The 17,015-nt window shown below is 59.4% G+C and carries 15 protein-coding genes and 1 pseudogene; 2 read left to right on the plus strand and 14 right to left on the minus strand.

Going from position 1 to position 17,015, the window contains the following annotated elements:
- Positions 1–342 precede the first annotated feature (342 nt).
- The 10 genes from AC1DVE_RS30400 to AC1DVE_RS30445 form a co-directional block, all read right to left on the minus strand.
- Entirely contained in the window at positions 343–2,436 is a 2,094-nt protein-coding gene (locus tag AC1DVE_RS30400) for an LTA synthase family protein (protein ID WP_223456202.1), read from the minus strand.
- Between the two features lie 337 nt (positions 2,437–2,773).
- Complete coding sequence (locus tag AC1DVE_RS30405; protein ID WP_223456201.1) at positions 2,774–3,379, minus strand: START domain-containing protein; 606 nt, start codon at positions 3,377–3,379, stop codon at positions 2,774–2,776.
- Positions 3,380–3,475: 96 nt separating this feature from the next.
- Positions 3,476–3,730 (minus strand): YkgJ family cysteine cluster protein, encoded by a 255-nt coding sequence (locus AC1DVE_RS30410; protein ID WP_046037440.1) that lies wholly within the window; start codon positions 3,728–3,730, stop codon positions 3,476–3,478.
- 166 nt (positions 3,731–3,896) lie between these two features.
- Positions 3,897–4,376, minus strand: a complete 480-nt coding sequence (locus AC1DVE_RS30415) for a translation initiation factor 2 (protein ID WP_477784416.1) — start codon at positions 4,374–4,376, stop codon at positions 3,897–3,899.
- 80 nt (positions 4,377–4,456) lie between these two features.
- Positions 4,457–5,896 (minus strand): aminotransferase-like domain-containing protein, encoded by a 1,440-nt coding sequence (locus AC1DVE_RS30420; RefSeq protein WP_477784417.1) that lies wholly within the window; start codon positions 5,894–5,896, stop codon positions 4,457–4,459.
- 200 nt (positions 5,897–6,096) lie between these two features.
- Positions 6,097–6,909 carry an OmpA family protein gene (locus AC1DVE_RS30425; protein ID WP_223456199.1) on the minus strand — a complete coding sequence of 271 codons (813 nt, stop codon included), beginning with the start codon at positions 6,907–6,909 and terminating at the stop codon, positions 6,097–6,099.
- Entirely contained in the window at positions 6,906–7,262 is a 357-nt protein-coding gene (locus AC1DVE_RS30430; RefSeq protein ID WP_223456198.1) for a DUF4398 domain-containing protein, read from the minus strand. Before AC1DVE_RS30430 ends, AC1DVE_RS30425 begins: the two co-directional genes overlap by 4 nt.
- 9 nt (positions 7,263–7,271) lie before the next feature.
- Complete coding sequence (locus AC1DVE_RS30435; protein WP_223456197.1) at positions 7,272–8,111, minus strand: substrate-binding periplasmic protein; 840 nt, start codon at positions 8,109–8,111, stop codon at positions 7,272–7,274.
- 194 nt (positions 8,112–8,305) lie between these two features.
- Complete coding sequence (locus AC1DVE_RS30440; RefSeq protein ID WP_056727194.1) at positions 8,306–9,235, minus strand: electron transfer flavoprotein subunit alpha/FixB family protein; 930 nt, start codon at positions 9,233–9,235, stop codon at positions 8,306–8,308.
- Complete coding sequence (locus tag AC1DVE_RS30445) at positions 9,236–9,985, minus strand: electron transfer flavoprotein subunit beta/FixA family protein (RefSeq protein WP_007945693.1); 750 nt, start codon at positions 9,983–9,985, stop codon at positions 9,236–9,238.
- A 548-nt stretch (positions 9,986–10,533) separates the two neighbouring features.
- Between AC1DVE_RS30445 and AC1DVE_RS30450 the strand changes: the two genes are divergently transcribed.
- Positions 10,534–12,198 carry an electron transfer flavoprotein-ubiquinone oxidoreductase gene (locus AC1DVE_RS30450; protein ID WP_223456196.1) on the plus strand — a complete coding sequence of 555 codons (1,665 nt, stop codon included), beginning with the start codon at positions 10,534–10,536 and terminating at the stop codon, positions 12,196–12,198.
- 184 nt (positions 12,199–12,382) lie between these two features.
- Here AC1DVE_RS30450 and AC1DVE_RS30455 read toward each other — a convergent pair whose 3' ends face one another.
- Entirely contained in the window at positions 12,383–13,273 is an 891-nt protein-coding gene (locus tag AC1DVE_RS30455; protein WP_223456195.1) for an AraC family transcriptional regulator, read from the minus strand.
- 191 nt (positions 13,274–13,464) lie between these two features.
- Here AC1DVE_RS30455 and AC1DVE_RS30460 point away from each other — a divergent pair, with 191 nt between their 5' ends.
- The gene (locus AC1DVE_RS30460; RefSeq protein ID WP_223456194.1) at positions 13,465–14,517 is read left to right on the plus strand and encodes an NAD(P)-dependent alcohol dehydrogenase; all 1,053 of its coding nucleotides are present in this window, start codon (positions 13,465–13,467) and stop codon (positions 14,515–14,517) included.
- Here the strand turns inward: AC1DVE_RS30460 and AC1DVE_RS30465 are convergent.
- From AC1DVE_RS30465 to AC1DVE_RS30475, 3 genes and pseudogenes are all read right to left on the minus strand, one after another.
- Positions 14,514–15,317, minus strand: a complete 804-nt coding sequence (locus AC1DVE_RS30465) for an IclR family transcriptional regulator (RefSeq protein ID WP_056727198.1) — start codon at positions 15,315–15,317, stop codon at positions 14,514–14,516. The two genes, AC1DVE_RS30460 and AC1DVE_RS30465, sit on opposite strands and share 4 nt — an antisense overlap.
- Before the next feature lie 60 nt (positions 15,318–15,377).
- Complete coding sequence (locus tag AC1DVE_RS30470; protein ID WP_223456193.1) at positions 15,378–16,688, minus strand: MFS transporter; 1,311 nt, start codon at positions 16,686–16,688, stop codon at positions 15,378–15,380.
- Between the two features lie 112 nt (positions 16,689–16,800).
- Positions 16,801–17,015, minus strand: a pseudogene (locus tag AC1DVE_RS30475) (IS110 family transposase); the annotation flags it as partial.

The following is a 17,015-nucleotide window of genomic DNA, read 5'->3' on the forward strand; positions in this document are numbered from 1 at the left end:
ACACAGCGTTCCGTGCAAGTATTGGGCTTTGACGATTATGGCCGTCTTACCCCGCTGCGCCGCCTCATCCGCTTCCTGTTCGTCAGGCCAGCATTTTGCCTCGGGCTTCCTTCAGATTCGCGGTCACCCACGACACCCTTGCCTCTGGCTAACACTTCCCCTTGCCGGGTGTGTAGAGGACTTTCACCTCCAAGTCACCAGCGAGGCCACCACAGCCAAGCTGGTTGCGCTTGCGCACAACGCGCCATGCCTGGCGCACCATAAAAAAATCCGATACCTGTGCAGGTATCGGATTCTGATTTTTTGTTGCCTGAGGTCAGGCAGCAAGATCTGACTGAATACTTAGTCCGGCTTGCCATCAACAACACCAGCGGTATTGTCCAGCAGGCTCTTGGTCGCTGTTTGCAGGAACGCTTCGAGCTTGAGTTTCAACTCGGCGGTACCCGGTGCATCCGCAATGATCTCGGCGTGCGGCGTAGCGCCCATTTCGTACTGATACAACTTTGGCGCCATGTCCTTTTCCTTTGGCAACACAAGGATCCGGTCGTCGCTGAGGATGGCCGTGGTCTGCTCGTTACCGGAAGGTTTGATCACACCAAAACCCTTATCGCCTTCAGGCAGGTTGAGCAGGTCGCGGCCCCAGCATTGCTGGCGAGTTTCGCCGCCCAGGCGGCCCATGATGGTTGGCACGATGTCGATCTGGGTGCCCACGGTGTGGTCACGCTGACCGAACTTCTCCTGGATGCCCGGCGCGATCATCAACATCGGCACGTTGAAGCGGCCCAGGTCCATTTCAGTGATCTGCTGTTCGTTGCCGAAACCGTGGTCACCGACGATGACGAACAGGGTTTCCTTGAAGTACGGCTCCTTGCGGGCCTTTTCAAAGAACTGGCCCAGCGCCCAGTCCGCGTAACGCATGGCGGTCAAGTGCTCGTTCAGGCTGCCGCGATTGGTCACAGGCTCGACCGGCAATGGCGTCGGCAAGGCGTATGGCGTGTGGTTGGACAGGGTTTGCAGCAAGGCATAGAACGGTTTGCCGTTTTCCCGTGCCTTGAGCTCTTGCAGACTGCGATCGAACATATCCTGATCGGACACACCCCACGTCGGGTCGGAGAACACCGGGTTGACGAAGTCGTTACGGCCGATGAAGTTGGTCATGCCCTGGTTGCTGAAGAAACCCGACTGGTTGTCCCAGGCGAAATCGCCGTTGTAGACATACACGTCGTCATAGTGACGGGCACTGAGCAACTGCGGCAGGCCCGACAGCTTGTGGCTGCCTTCCGGGGTCTGCATCAGGTATTCGAAACCCGGCAGGTTCGGGAAGCAACCCATGGTGGCGAACATGCCCTGGTGGGTATGGGTGCCGTTGGAGAAGAAACGATCGAACAACAGGCCTTCCTTCGACAGTTTGTCGAGGTACGGCGTGATGTTGTCCGGGCCACCCAAAGCTCCCACCGAGTGACCGGCCATGCTTTCCATCAGGATCACGACGACGTTCTTGATCGGCAGGGTCTTGTCGGCCGGCGGCGTGTAGTCACGACGTACAGCGGCCATGTCGGCTTCTACCAGTTTTTCGTCGGGCAGCACCAGCATGTCACGCACGATTTGCTGGGCTTGCTCTTGAGGCAGGGTGGCCTTCCAGATGTTGTCACGCTCTTCGGACATCCGGCTTTTCGCTGCGGCAACCAACTGCAGGGTGCCGTTGAGGCCCAACTGGTTGGCGAAAATCGAGTTGGTGGTGTAGACGTCACCCCAACGCAATGGCGGGCCTTGACGCAAGGTGCCACGAGCGGCGATCACGCAAACCAGCAGGCACACCACGAATACCGCGATACGCGCATACCACGGCGCAACCTGGCGTGTGCCGATGCTGCCGCCACTGAACGGGCCACGAGGGCGGGTTGCACGGTCGGCGCCCTTGAATGCCTGGCTCAGGATCCAAGTGCCCACGGCCCAGGCCAGCAGGTAACGGACCACCGGGAAACCGTACCAGAGCATGCTCGTCACGGTTTTCGGATCTTCCTTGACGTACTGGAAGACCAGGCCGTTGAGGCGCTGGTGGAACTCACGATAGAAGTCCATCTCCATCAGGCCCAGGAACAGTGCAATACTGGAGACGATCGTCAGCCAGAGACGGAACAGCCCGCGCGCCGCCATGGCCCGTGCGCTGAACAAGGCCAGCAGCAACGGAATACTGAGATAGACCACCAGACGCAGGTCGAAACGCAGACCGTTGGCGAATGCTTCGAGGAAAGTCGAGGCCGGTGTGTCGAGGATCATCGAGCGGTTGTAAACCAGCAGCGCGACGCGCAGCAGGCTGAACATGACCATCATGACCAGGGCACACAATAGCGTGTAGGCCAGATGCGATTTGACGGTCGGTTGCAGCAGGCGACTAGAAGCTCGCTGCTGATTCAGGGCGTCCGGGATTGCCATGTCGTTTTAGGACCCATTGGAAGTTGAAGTTTCAAAAATACAGCTGCGCCTTGCCCTCTTTTCGGCCCATACAAGGCCCCGGGGTTTGCGCGGTGCGCAAATGTTGCACGATCAACGGCAGCAATGCCATTGATAACTACCCTCATCCCGACTGTTTCATCCTGCATTCAGCAATACGCAACGCGTTACGGGAGAGCCGGCGAATTGTCTTGGAGACCTGGTGAAAATTTCGTGCAACGCATATCTGGAAACAAATTAAAGCCTGCACACCGGTCAAAAACGCAAACGCCCCGATCGAGTCGGGGCGTTACGAAGTCACCTTGAAAGAACGACACCGTTACTTCTCGGCGCGTTCCTTGAGGGCTTTCAAGGTATTGAACGGGGCATCGACCACGAACTTGTTGGCCACCATCGATGGCACGCTGCCGCCCGGTTCGGTGTGCACCTGATAGGTCACTTCGATCTGGTCGCCCTTGGGTACGAACTTCCAGAAACCGTCGACCTTGGCGACCCGGACGAAGCCTTTTTCTTCAGGAATGTATTTCGGTACGCCTTCGAGCTTGCGGGTCAGGCTGCCATCGGCGCCTTCGACGGTGGTGACGTGCAACACCGAATCACGCGGAGTAACCGGCCACGGGGTATTGAACTGAGTGTAGGTCCAGCTCTGGTCACCTTCGTGCTTGAGCAGCTTCTGGGTTTTGCATTCGTGAATCCAGGCGCAGGCTCCGGGCACGTCTTCCTGCAACGCACGCAGCTTGGCCATGGTGGTTTTCATCAGCGTGACGCCCTGGTAGGCCTTGTAGTCGGAGCCGGCCACTTCACTCAGGGAGATCTTGATACCGTCTTCGTCTTTTTTGACTTTCCAGTCTTCGGCCTGGGCCGTCGAGGTAACCAGCGCAACCGTCAAACCACACAGCACAGCCATACGATGCAGCGAACCCATAGTCTTATTCCTTATTGTTGAAGTTCCGTTCGTTGGGCTTGCACCTCCGATCACCTTCAGGTTTTTCGGAGGTAATCGGAGGTGCAAGCCCACACATCACGCCGCCGTCATTTGCTCCCACCAGCCAATCAACCGGATGGCTTCTTCGCTGCTGCTTCCGCACACCTCGGGGTCGGCCTCGAAGGCAGAACACACCGCCGGCCGTTCTGGCTGGCCGAAAATACTGCACAGGTTATCGGAGGAAAGTTGCAGGCAACGCTGTCCCGCGGCCTTGCCGTTGGGCATACCGGGAATCGGCGAACTGATGGAAGGGGCAATGCAACAAGCGCCACAGCCCTCACGGCATTTCATGACGACAAGCTCCTCGCGACGAGCAATGTGTTAATGGACGGGGCACAGAGTACCCGCTAAAACACTTGTTTTAAATTACCTGCGAGCGGGTTTTTCAATGCAAACGGGCATGACCGACCAGTCTCCGACAAAGCGTCTGGCCTGCGGCTCGCGGATCCTGACGGGGTTACTGCTTGAACTCGAAATCCAGTGCCGCGCCTTCGACCTCACGGCGCTCTTCATTTCGCAGTTGCAGCTGCATTTCATTGCTGAGCAGGCGGCCGTTGAGCTGGAACGGACTGCTGCCGCTTTTGTCACCGAACATCTGGGGTAACAACGGTTCACGCCTGGTCAACGGCACCGTACCGACAGGCTTCAGCTCCTGAACCATGTCCCGGGGCAAACTCAAGTCCAGATTGGCAGATGGAAGCTCAGCCTTTACCACCTCGCTGGCCGGTTTCGATTTGGAGGCAATGGGCGGACGCTTTTTCACGGGCGTCGCCTGCTTACTGGTCGCCGAGGCTTTTTTCGCAGGTGCGGTTTCTATCGGTGTGACATGGAAACTGCCGGTAGTCTGATCCTGCTCGGTAGCCGCCATGACGGATGCCGGCTGAATACTCGCAATCAGGCAGAGCAAAAGCCAGGCGGCAGAAAAAGTCGGTTTCATGTATCCCACGGTGGGTGCAAACGGCAGAGATGCATATGCTCGCCTGTTGCAGCCCACAAGACAAGCGCAGTAGCAGCCTGTTACAAACCGCCAGCTATCTCCTGGCAGAGTTGGGTAGCCAGCATGCCCAGGGTCATCAACGCGCGCTCGGCTTCACGGTTCCACGGGATGCCGCAGTTGAGCCGGATGCAGTGATTGAATTGTTCGGTATTACTGAAGATCAGTCCCGGCGCGATACTGATGCCCTGCTGCAATGCCCGCACGTGCAACTCTTGCGTGTTGACCCGCCCCGGCAGACTGACCCACAGAATGAAACCACCGGTAGGCCGGGTCATCTGCGTGCCTTCCGGAAAATACTGCTGCACGGCCAGTTGGAAGGCGCTGAGGTTTTTCCGGTATTCCTGACGGATGAAGCGCAAATGCCGGTCGTACCCACCATTTTCCAGGTAAGCGGCAATGCCCATCTGGGTCACGCTGCACGCAGAATGCGTGCTGAAGGTCTGCAAGCGCTGGATCTCCTGCTGATACTTGCCGGCAATCATCCAGCCGATCCGCACGCCAGGCGACAGGGTTTTAGAGAAGCTTGAGCAATAGATCACCCGGTCCAGCCGATCGTAGGCCTTGAGGGACTTGGTGCGCCCCTGCTCGAACATCAGCTCACCGTAGATATCGTCTTCGACAATCTGGATATCGAAGTCCGACGCCAGGCGCAGCAATTGTTTCTGCCGCTCCTCTGGCATGGTACCGCCCAATGGATTGCTCAGTCGGGTGGTCAGCACCAACGCCTTGATCGACCATTGGTTGGCCGCCAGTTGCAGGGCTTCCAGGCTCATGCCCGTGGCGGGATCGCTAGGGATCTCGATGACCTTGAGGCCCAGCAGGTCGGCCAGTTGCAGCAACCCGTAATAGGTCGGCGATTCGGCAGCGATCAGATCGCCCGGACGGGTCAGTACACGCAAGGACATCTGCAGCGCATCGACACAACCGTGGGTGATCACCACTTCCGACGGATCGACCACCACGCCGGCATCGCGCATGCGGATCGCCACCTGTCGGCGCAACGGTTCGAAACCGGGGCTGAACATGTAGCTGAAGGCCCGCGGGCTATGGAAACGGGTGACCTTGGCCAATTGCTGATGCAGTGCCCGCACCGGCAAATAGTCGACACTCGGCACCGCAGCGCCCAGCGGGAAGACACCTTCTCGACGGGATTCGACCAGGACTTGTTGAATGATGCTGCTGCGGGTGACCAGGCCGGGGCGCTCGACCCGGGCGATGTCCGGCGTCGGTGCTGTGAGTGCCGGCGTCTGGTGCACGTAGTAACCCGACTGCGGTCGGGCGCGGATCAGCCCCTGATCTTCGAGATTGGCATACGCCTGCAACACCGTCGCATGGCTGACATTGAGCTGCGAGCTCATCTTGCGCACCGAAGGCACGCGCTCCCCCGGCTGATAGACCCCACGGCGGATGTCTTCGGCCAGTTGTTGAGCAATACGTTGATAGAGCAAAAGATTGGTCATGACGCAGCACTCGATTTCACGGGCATTTTATTCTTGTGTAAAACAATACCGGAACAGTTTAGAAGTGTACGGGGACAGTTGCCACAATAGTCGACCGTACAGTGCAGTGTCAGCAAAATCTGTACTGTTTTGTGCGGTAATCGGCAGGCAAAAAAAACCCGGCACTGCATGGCAGGCCGGGCTTTCCAGCGACGCAACCCTTAGCGGGCAGCGCCGAGCTGGCCCTTTTCGTCGGAAAACACAATTTCCACCCGACGATTCTGCGCCCGGCCCCGTTCCGACGCATTAGCGTCCACCGGAAACTCGTCGCCATAACCCTCGACCTGGATGCGCTTGTCGTCGATGCCCAGGTCCATCAGCACGTCAGCCACCGATTGTGCGCGGTCGCGGGACAGCTTGAGGTTTTCCTGCTTGCCCCCGGTACTGTCCGTATAACCCTCTATCCGCACCACCCGCTTGGGGTTGAGTTGCAGGAACTGCACGATCTTCAACACCACACGGTTGGCCGAAGATTTCAACTCCGCCTCACCGGTGTCGAACAGCATGTCGCCCAATGTCATCACCAGACCACGGTCGGTCTGGGTGGTGGTCAATGCCAGTATCTGCTCTTCGAGCCATTTGCCTTGCTGCTGCACGCTGAACAGTTTGGACTCACGCAGTGCCAATTGCAGGCGCTGCCGCTCCAGCTCGAGCTTCGCCGCTTGCTCTTCATTGAGCACCTGATTGGTGTGTTCCCGGGCAATGGCGCTATAGCGCTGACTCAGGTAGGCGTAATGCACCACGTCCGAACCACTGCCCCAATAGCTGGACAGGCGATCGGCACGGGCCAGGGACTCACCGGCGCGAATCACGTCCTTGGGGGCGATTCGCAGCACATTGGAGTCTTCCTTGACCTTCTGAAAGTCGGTGCCGGCCTGCTGCAATGCGGTCTCGCTGTGCTGGCTGGCGCAGCCAAAGAGGCTCGCGCAGCCTGCCAGGATCAAACCGCCGAGGGCTTTAGTCTTGAGGCTCATTCGGCATCTCCCAGTTGCTTGCGCAGGCGAGCGATGCGGGTGTTGAGCACGTTCAACTGTTCCTCGCTCTTGGCCGTCAACACCTTGGCTTCAGCCAGGCGCGCATCGAGCTCGGCCTGTTCGGCCCGCATGCGTGCGTTTTTGAAGGATTGATCAGTCATGTTGCCCTTGGCGCGGTTGAACTTGTCTTCGGCCAGTTTCATTTCCGGCACATCGTCTGCCGTAGCGCCCACGGCCGTGGCCTGTTCGAGTGCCTGTTCGGTCAGGCGAATCTGTTCATTCGGCGCAGGATCGGTTGCACAACCCGCCAGGGCGGCAAAGGCCACGGCAGCGAAAAGAAGTCGAATACTCACTAAAAATCCTTACTGTTTTGGGGTACTGACGGGTTGTTGCGGGGGGTTTGGCTGTGGTTGTGAGCGTTGTGCTTTCCAGCGCTCGATATTGCGCATCAGCACGGCCTCCGTCAGTCCGGACGCGGGCAATTCTGTCATCTTTTTGGCCAACTGTCCGCGTAACCACGGATCGTTGCACGCCGAGTCATGGGAAATCGCCAAGTACAGACCAGGCTTGTCGACCGGTTGCGAGCGCGCAACCAGATCACCGGCCATGCCCAGTGTCTGCGCAGTCGCCATGCCCGAGTAACGCCCTGCCAGTACAAATTCGACCTCGCCCAACAAAAGTTTCTGAAAGGCCTGGGTCAGGTTGGACGTGCGCGTGAGGGTTAGCTGCTGTCCGGTAAACGTGCTGAATTGCGGGGTCAATCGGGCCTTTTCCGACACGGCACCGGGATGGCCGTGCAGGTCTTGTGCTTCGTTGTAGATCAGCATCGAATCCTTGCGAGTCCAGACCAGATAGTCGTTTTCCAGCACGGGTGGATGGATGTAATCCAGGGTCTCCAGCTCGCTGACGGTCAACGTCGCGTCCGCCAGCATGTCCATGCGCCCGCTGCGCACTTCGTCCAGGGCCTGGGCGCGTTTGCCGGCATAAAGCAGTTCGACCTTGAGCCCCAACTCCCCCGCCACTTGCTGCAGCAAATCAGCACTGGCACCGATCAGGTGCTTGGGGTTCTGCGGGTCTTGCCACAGGTACGGCGGCGCGTCCGGGCTGCCGGTGACCACCAGGCGTTCGCATTTACCTGCGGCGACTGACAGCGCCGGCAATAGCGTCAATCCCAGCAAGCTCCACACACAGCGCAGATCCATGGCCACACACTCCACTCATACCCGGTTATGCCCCCTTGTAGGAGCGAGCTTGCTCGCGATGAGCGTTAACGATGACGCGTTCATTCTGGAAAAACGCGGCGCATTTGAGTCCTTCGCGAGCAGGCTCGCTCCTACAGAAGAGCAAAAAAAAGCCCGACCAAAAGGTCGGGCTCTTTATAAGTGAAGCAGCCGGATTAGACCAGCTTCTCCAGCTCAGGGATGGCTTCGAACAGGTCCGCCACCAGGCCGTAATCGGCCACCTGGAAGATCGGCGCTTCTTCGTCCTTGTTGATCGCCACGATCACTTTGGAGTCTTTCATGCCGGCCAGGTGCTGGATCGCGCCGGAGATACCGACGGCGATGTACAGCTGTGGAGCAACGATCTTGCCGGTCTGACCGACCTGCATGTCGTTCGGAACAAAACCTGCGTCGACCGCAGCGCGCGATGCACCGACAGCAGCGCCCAGCTTGTCGGCCAGGGCGTACAGGTGTTTGAAGTTGTCGCCGTTCTGCATGCCGCGGCCGCCGGAAACGACGATTTTGGCAGCGGTCAGTTCCGGACGATCGGACTTGGCCAGTTCTTCGCCAACGAAGCTGGAGATGCCAGCGTCGTGGGCAGCAGCAACAGCTTCAACGGCAGCGGAACCGCCTTCAGCGGCAACCGGGTCAAAACCAGTGGCACGCACGGTGATCACCTTGACCGCAGCGTTCGATTGAACGGTAGCGATGGCGTTACCGGCGTAGATCGGACGCTTGAAGGTGTCGGCGCTTTCTACCGAGATGATCTCGGAGATCTGGTCAACGTCCAGGGCTGCGGCAACGCGCGGCAGGATGTTTTTGCCGTTGGAAGTAGCGGCAGCCAGGATGTGGCTGTAGCCCTTGCCCAACTCGGCGACCAGCGGAGCAACGTTTTCCGGCAGCTGATGCGCGTAGGCGGCGTTGTCGGCCACCAGCACTTTAGCCACGCCCGCGACTTTCGCAGCGGCTTCAGCCACGGCGCCAGCGCCCTGGCCTGCAACCAGAACGTGGATGTCACCGCCGATTTTGGCAGCGGCAGCAACGGTGTTCAACGTGGCCGGGGCCAGCACTTTGTTGTCGTGTTCAGCAATAACCAAGATAGTCATTTAGATTACCTTCGCTTCGTTCTTGAGTTTTTCAACCAGTTCAGCCACCGACTTGACCTTGATACCCGCGCTGCGTGCAGCCGGCGCTTCGACTTTCACGGTCTTGTTGGTGGAGGCGGTGGAAACGCCCAAAGCGTCCGGAGTCAGCACTTCGAGAGGCTTCTTCTTGGCTTTCATGATGTTTGGCAGAGACGCATAGCGCGGCTCGTTCAAACGCAGGTCGGTGGTGACGATGGCTGGCAGTTTCAGGGAAACTGTCTGCGCGCCGCCGTCGACTTCACGGGTTACAGCTACGCTGTCGCCGCTGATTTCGACTTTCGAAGCGAACGTGCCCTGACCGTAACCGCTCAATGCAGCAAGCATCTGGCCAGTCTGGTTGTTGTCGCTGTCGATGGCCTGTTTGCCAAGGATCACCAGCTGAGGCTGTTCCTTGTCGACAACAGCTTTCAACAGTTTGGCAACAGCCAGGGAAGTCAGGTCTTCGGCGGACTCGACGAGGATGGCGCGGTCGGCCCCCAGAGCCAGCGCGGTGCGCAGTTGCTCTTGAGCGGTGGACGGGCCTACGGAGACGACGACGATTTCAGTCGCAACACCCTTTTCTTTCAGGCGTACGGCTTCTTCCACGGCGATTTCGCAGAACGGGTTCATCGACATCTTGACGTTGGCAAGATCGACGCCGGAATTGTCCGCCTTGACGCGAACCTTGACGTTGTAATCCACAACGCGTTTGACAGCTACAAGAACCTTCATGGATTCCTCGTTACTCTCCGGTGAAAAGAAAGTCGCCTAGGCGAACCTGGCGGTTGATGCTCATCGGGCGCAAGGGCACCTCCAAAAACGCCGGCAAAGGTGTCAAGTGACCATCGCTCATGATCCTGATGACCGTTCGTCAGTAGTGACTGACGAGTCATTCAACATCGCGGCGTGTAAACTGCACATCAAACCCGCGCAGCGCATCACTCTCTACTGCCATCGCCCTGTCTTTAGAGGTGCTCTTGAAACCAACAGTCAGCCTACGGCGAGCGCAAAACCGCCCGTATCTTGACCGGAACGCCTATTCCGGTCAATACGCCAAAATGGCCGTTCATAAGGCGCGTGACTTTGATTTCTCTGGCTTTGAGCCAATTCAAACAAACGTTTGTATTGGACGCTGAGAGTGGTGTAGATATAATGCGCCACCCAAAGAGAAAGGTGGTCAATCGATTGTCCTCTTCCGGCGTTGCGCCGGGATTCATGGATGCGACACCCGACTTCCAAATTAGAAAAAAAACTGTTGAGCCTTGAGTAGGAGATAACCTGTGGAACGCGAATACATGGAATTCGACGTGGTCATCGTCGGTGCCGGCCCCGCTGGTCTTTCCGCCGCCTGCCGCTTGAAGCAGAAGGCCGCTGAAGCTGGTAAGGAAATCAGCGTCTGCGTGGTCGAAAAAGGCTCCGAAGTCGGTGCTCACATCCTGTCCGGTGCCGTGTTCGAACCACGGGCCCTGAACGAACTGTTCCCGGACTGGAAAGAACTCGGCGCGCCGTTGAACACGCCCGTCACCCGCGACGACATCTTCGTGCTGAAGAACGCTGAAAGCGCGCAGAAAATTCCAGACTTCTTTGTGCCCAAGACCATGCACAACGAAGGTAACTACATCATCTCCCTGGGCAACCTGTGCCGCTGGCTGGCCCAGCAGGCCGAGAACCTGGGCGTGGAAATCTACCCGGGTTTCGCCGCTCAGGAAGCGCTGATCGACGAGAACGGCGTGGTTCGCGGGATCATCACCGGCGACCTCGGCGTCGACCGCGAAGGCAATCCGAAAGAAGGCCTGTACACCCCGGGCATGGAACTGCGTGGCAAGTACACGCTGTTCGCCGAAGGTTGCCGTGGCCACATCGGCAAGCAGCTGATCAAGCGCTTCAACCTGGACACTGACGCTGATGCCCAGCACTACGGCATCGGCCTGAAAGAAATCTGGGAAGTCGACCCGGCCAAGCACCAGCCTGGCCTGGTGGTGCACACCGCCGGTTGGCCGATGGACATCATGGGCACCGAGAACACCGGTGGCTCGTTCCTCTATCACCTGGAAAACAACCAGGTAGTGGTTGGCCTGATCGTCGACCTGTCCTACAGCAACACCTACCTGTCGCCGTTCGACGAGTTCCAGCGCCTCAAGCATCACCCGGTGCTTGCTCAGTACCTGGAAGGCGGCAAGCGCATCAGCTACGGCGCCCGCGCCATCTGCAAGGGCGGCCTGAACTCGCTGCCTAAAATGGTCTTCAAGGGCGGCGCGCTGATCGGTTGCGACCTCGGCACCCTGAACTTCGCCAAGATCAAAGGTAGCCACACCGCGATGAAGTCCGGCATGCTCGCCGCTGAATCCGTGGCTGACGCGCTGTTCGCCGAGAAGGACAGCAGCGAAGAGCTGACCACTTACGTCGACGCGTTCAAAAAGAGCTGGCTCTACGAAGAACTGTTCGCCAGCCGCAACTTCGGCCCGGCGATCCACAAGTTCGGCGCCATCGTTGGTGGCGGTTTCAACTGGCTCGACCAGAACATCTTCGGCGGCAAACTGCCGTTCACCCTGCACGACACCAAGCCGGATTACGCTTGCCTGAAACTGGCGGCCGACTGCAAGAAGATCGACTACCCGAAACCGGACGGCAAGATCAGCTTCGACAAACTCAGCTCGGTGTTCATCTCCGGTACCAACCACGAAGAAGAGCAACCGTGCCACCTCAAGCTGGCCGATCCGAGCATCCCGATCAGCAAGAACCTGCCGCTGTATGATGAGCCGGCACAACGTTACTGCCCGGCGGGCGTGTATGAAGTGATCACCAAGGAAGACGGCGAGAAGCGCTTCCAGATCAACGCCCAGAACTGCGTTCACTGCAAGACCTGTGACATCAAGGACCCTGCACAGAACATTACCTGGGTGGCGCCGGAAGGCGCCGGCGGCCCGACTTACCCGAACATGTAAGCCGAACCGCTGAACATCAGGGCTCCCGAAACGGGGGCCTTTTTGTTGCCTGCGATTCAAGCTACACCACAAAACCCATTGTGGGAGCGGGCTTGCTCGCGAATGCGGTTGATCCTTCACCACTTGTATTGRCTGATCTACCGCTTTCGCGAGCAAGCCCGCTCCCACAGGGGCAGTTGGTGGATCAGGCTGCGCGTTCATCTCCGGGATTACGCTCGAAGTACCGCTTGTACTCGCGACTGAACTGCGACGTGCTCTGATACCCCACCCGATGCGCCACCTGCGCCACGCCTAGCCCCTCGCCCAGCAACAACTGCTGCGCCCTGAGCAAACGCAATCGTTTCAGATACTGCACCGGCGATAACAAGGTGCTGCGCTTGAAATGCTCGTGAAAGGTCGACGCACTCATGTTCGCGCAACTGGCCAGGGTCTCCACGTTCAGCGGTTCGGCAAAATGCGCATGCAGATGACTGAGGGATGCCGCGATCCGGGCGAATTGCCCCTGCTGCTCCACCAGCGCCCGCAACACATCGGCTTGCGGACCGCGCAATGCGACGAACAGCAACTCGCGCAAACGCGCTTGCCCCATGATCTGGCATTCCAGCGGATCGTGCAGGCAACGCAACAGTCGCTCGACACAACCGCGCATCGCGTCATCGAGCACAGCCGAAGTCATGGACTCAGGCGTTTGCGCCGGAATATGCCGCCCCGGCGCCAGGCCCATCGCCAATACCAGCTCGCCCAGCGTCACCCGGTCGATCGCGACCGACACCCCGAGCATCGGTCCGTCCGGCGCGGCAAAGGTTTCACACTCGAACGGCACCGGCAGCGCCTGAATCAGGTAGTGCCCTGCGCCATATTCCAGGGTGCGCGGCCCCAGGTACGCCAGTTTGCTGCCCTGGGCGATGATCACCAGGCTCGGTTCGTAGATCTGCGGCCCACGGGCCACATCGCAACTGGCCCGCAGAACCTGCACGCCCGGCAACGCGGTCGGGACGAAACCGTCGCGAGTGGACAGCGGCTCGATCAGCGAAACCAGGGTGACATTGGCATCAAGGTGACGGGTTAACAGCATCGGGGCACTTCACAAAAAAAATCACGGAAAAAGGGACGAAAGCATCATCGCAGATCCGCTGGTCAATGCGACGGTTCACACCCGCATGCCGGAGGAATAGGCATGACACCCGGAGGAATCGCCATGGCCGGTACAGGGTTCGGCGCCCAGAATGCGCCACCTCACCCGTCAGCGCTTTTGCGAGGTTCACCATGTACACCGCCATCGGATACGCCGCCCAGTCGGCCACCACTCCCCTCGCCCCCGTGAAATTCGAACGCCGCAGCCCACGGGCCGACGACGTTGCCATCGAGATTCTCTACTGCGGCGTTTGCCATTCCGACATCCATCAGGCCCGCAACGAGTGGGGCATTGCCGTTTACCCGCTGATGCCCGGCCACGAAATCGTAGGCAAAGTTACCGCCGTCGGTGCGAACGTCACCCAACACAAAGTCGGCGATCTGGTCGGTGTCGGTTGCATGGTCGACTCGTGCCGCAGTTGCGAAGCTTGCCAGGCCAACCTGGAGCAATACTGCCTCGAAGGCCCGACCTTGACTTACGCCACCCCGGACCGGGTCGACGGCAGCAACACCATGGGCGGCTACTCCGACAGCATCGTGGTCAGCGAGCACTTTGTGGTGCGTATCCCGGAAAAACTGGCCCTGGCCAGCGCCGCGCCAATCCTGTGCGCCGGCATCACCACCTACTCGCCGCTCAAGCACTACGGCGTGAAGGCCGGTGACAAGGTCGGGATTCTCGGCATGGGTGGCCTGGGCCACATGGGCATCAAGTTCGCCAAGGCCATGGGCGCCGAAGTGACGCTGTTCACCCGTTCGGCAAACAAGGCCGAAGAGGCTCGCCGCCAAGGCGCCGACCATGTGATCGTGTCCACCGATGACGCGCAGATGCAGGCTGCCGCTGGTCACTTCGACTTCCTGCTCGACACCATTCCGGTGCAGCACGACCTCAATCCTTACCTCGATACGCTGCGTTTCGACGGCGTGCATATCCTGGTGGGGTTGATCGAACCGGTGGAGCCGCCGGTACATGCCGCCAAACTGGTGTTGGGGCGTCGCGTGCTCGCCGGCTCGCTGATTGGCGGCATCGCCGAAACCCAGGAAGTGCTGGATTTCTGCGCCGAGCACAACATCACCTGCGACATCGAGATGCTCGACATCCGCCAGATCAACGAGGCTTACGCCCGCATGATCGCCGGTGACGTGAAGTACCGCTTCGTCATCGACATGGCGACCCTCAAGGTTTAAACCTTTAGGCCAAGCTCCGCCGACAGCCGGGCCGTGACCCCTTTGATCAGGGGAATCAGCTCGGCCATTTTTTCCAGCGGCATGTAAGGCACGGTACTGGCGATGCTGATACCGGCGACGATACGTTTGCTGGCATCGCGGATCGGCGCGGCTACGCAGCGGATCGACGGTTCGTTGTCTTCCAGGTCGAAGGCATAACCGCCGGCCACGTACTCGACCATGCGCTGCTCGAACTGCTCCCAGGATTGCTCCGGGTGCTGCGGCCAGAACTGGTTTTTCCCACCCACCGGCAGGCTGACTTCGTACAGGCGCTGCCACTCTTGCGGCGAATCATCGAGCATCAGCGCCTTGCCGATCCCGGTGCGCGCCAACGGCATGCGATGGCCGACCCGCGAACGCATTTCCGGGCCATTGCGCCCCGGATTCTTGTGCAGGTACAGCACTTCGTCGCCCTCACGAATCGCCAGGTGAATGGTGTCGCCGGTCAACGCCGACAACTCATCCAGATACGGCCCGGCCAGGGTCACCAACGGCAACTCTTCACGGGCCTGAAAGCCCAACTCGATCAGTTTCGGCCCCAACAGATAACCCACTTGCGGCACCACCCGCAGATAACGCTCGTCCACCAGGCAACTGGCCAGGCGATGGGTGGTGCTGCGCGTGGTGCCGATCAACCGGGCGATCTCCTTGAGATCGCGGGCGCCGCTGGCCACGGCATGAACCACACCCAACCCGCGAAGCAGGGTCTGGGTGCCGGTCGGCGCGGCGTCCTTGGCGATTTTTGGGGCGTCTTCCTGCATATCCAGCCTTTACCGTTGAGCGAGTGAACGGGCGGCATTATGGTCGCCCGAATGCCACGACTACAACTTGATACGCTCGACCTTGCCCACCAGCAAGATGTAGGACAGTGCGCCAATCAATGCCAGCACCGAGATGTAGGTGATCGCCGGGGCGAAAGAATCTCCCGCCGCGAGGAAACCGATCACGATAGGCGTGGCAATCGCCGACAGGTTGCCGATGAAGTTGAACACCCCGCCGGTCAGCCCGAGCAAGCGCGCTGGAGCCAAGGTCGACACCAGCGACCAGGTAATCGAAGCCAGGCCATTGCCGAAGAATGCCAGCGCGAGGAAGGCAATCACCAGCGGCGTCGATTCGACAAAGTTGGCGCCGATGATCGAGGTGGAAATCAGCAAGCCGCTGATGATCGGCAACTTGCGGGCGAAACCTACCGTGGAACCGCGACGGATCAAAAAGTCCGAGAAGAACCCGGAACACAGCACACCGATAAACGCGGCGAGAAATGGCAGCGACGCCAACAGGCCGGACTTGATGAAGTCCATGCCGCGGTATTTCACCAGGTAGGTCGGGAACCAGGTGAGGAAAAACCACAGGGTCGAATTGAGGCAGAACTGCCCGAGGTAAATGCCCCAGAGCTTGCGTTTGGTCAGGACGATGCCCAGGTCAGTCCAGCTGAATTTGGCTTTGACCTTAGCTTGTTCGGCCTGGATATCCACCAGCCCGCCGCCCTCGCGGATCAAGTCGATTTCCGCGTCATTGGCACCTTTGAAATCCCGAGGCTCGCGATACACCGCGTACCAGATCACCGCCCACACAATGCCCACTGCGCCGGTGGCGACAAACACCATGTGCCAGCCGAATTCGTGCTGCAGCCAGGCCAGCACCGGCGTCAGGAAGGCCAGGCCGACGAATTGCCCGGAGGTGTAGAAACCGATGGCCGTGGCGCGCTCGCGCTCGGGGAACCAGGTGGTGACCACGCGGCTGTTGATCGGGTACGCCGGCGCTTCCAGGGCACCGACGGCCATGCGCAACACGAACAGCGCGATGAAGCTGGCGGCGAAGCCGAGCATCACCGTGGCCACCGACCACAGCAGCAAGGCGACGCTGTACAGAATCCGTGGCGGCACACGATCCACCAGCCAGCCGCCGGGGATCTGCATGGCGGCGTAGGTCCAGCCGAACGCAGAGAAGATCAGGCCGACGTGGATCGGGTCGATACCCAGGTCACTGGTCAATGCCGGGGCGGCAATCGACAGGTTGCTACGGTCCAGATAGTTGATCACCACGGTGATGAACAACAGCACCATGATGAAAAAACGCTTGCGACTGGGCGTCACCAACGACGCCTGCCCGGTGAGGGTTTGCGGTTGCATGAGGGGTGCCTCTTCTTATGGTTATTGAGGTCGGTCCAAAGACTTGTGTGTACACGGATCCCCTGTCCATGGAGATCAAACTGTGGGAGATTCTATGGTTGAGGGAAAGCCCTCAACCTGCTTTTGGTTGGTATTCGCTCTGCCCTTTCAGCAGTGCAAATACGATCCGGGCAAGTTTGCGGGCCAGTATCACCAGTGCCTGCGTAGTGCTGAACCCTTTGGCTCTTTGCTCTTCATAAAAGCCTTTCCAGGCGGCTGTGCGGCTGGCCGACATGGCGGCGTTGTGCAGCAGTCGACGCGCTTCCGGGTCGCCTCGCTTTGTCAGGC

The sequence above is a fragment of the Pseudomonas sp. P4_B4 genome, assembly GCF_056402255.1.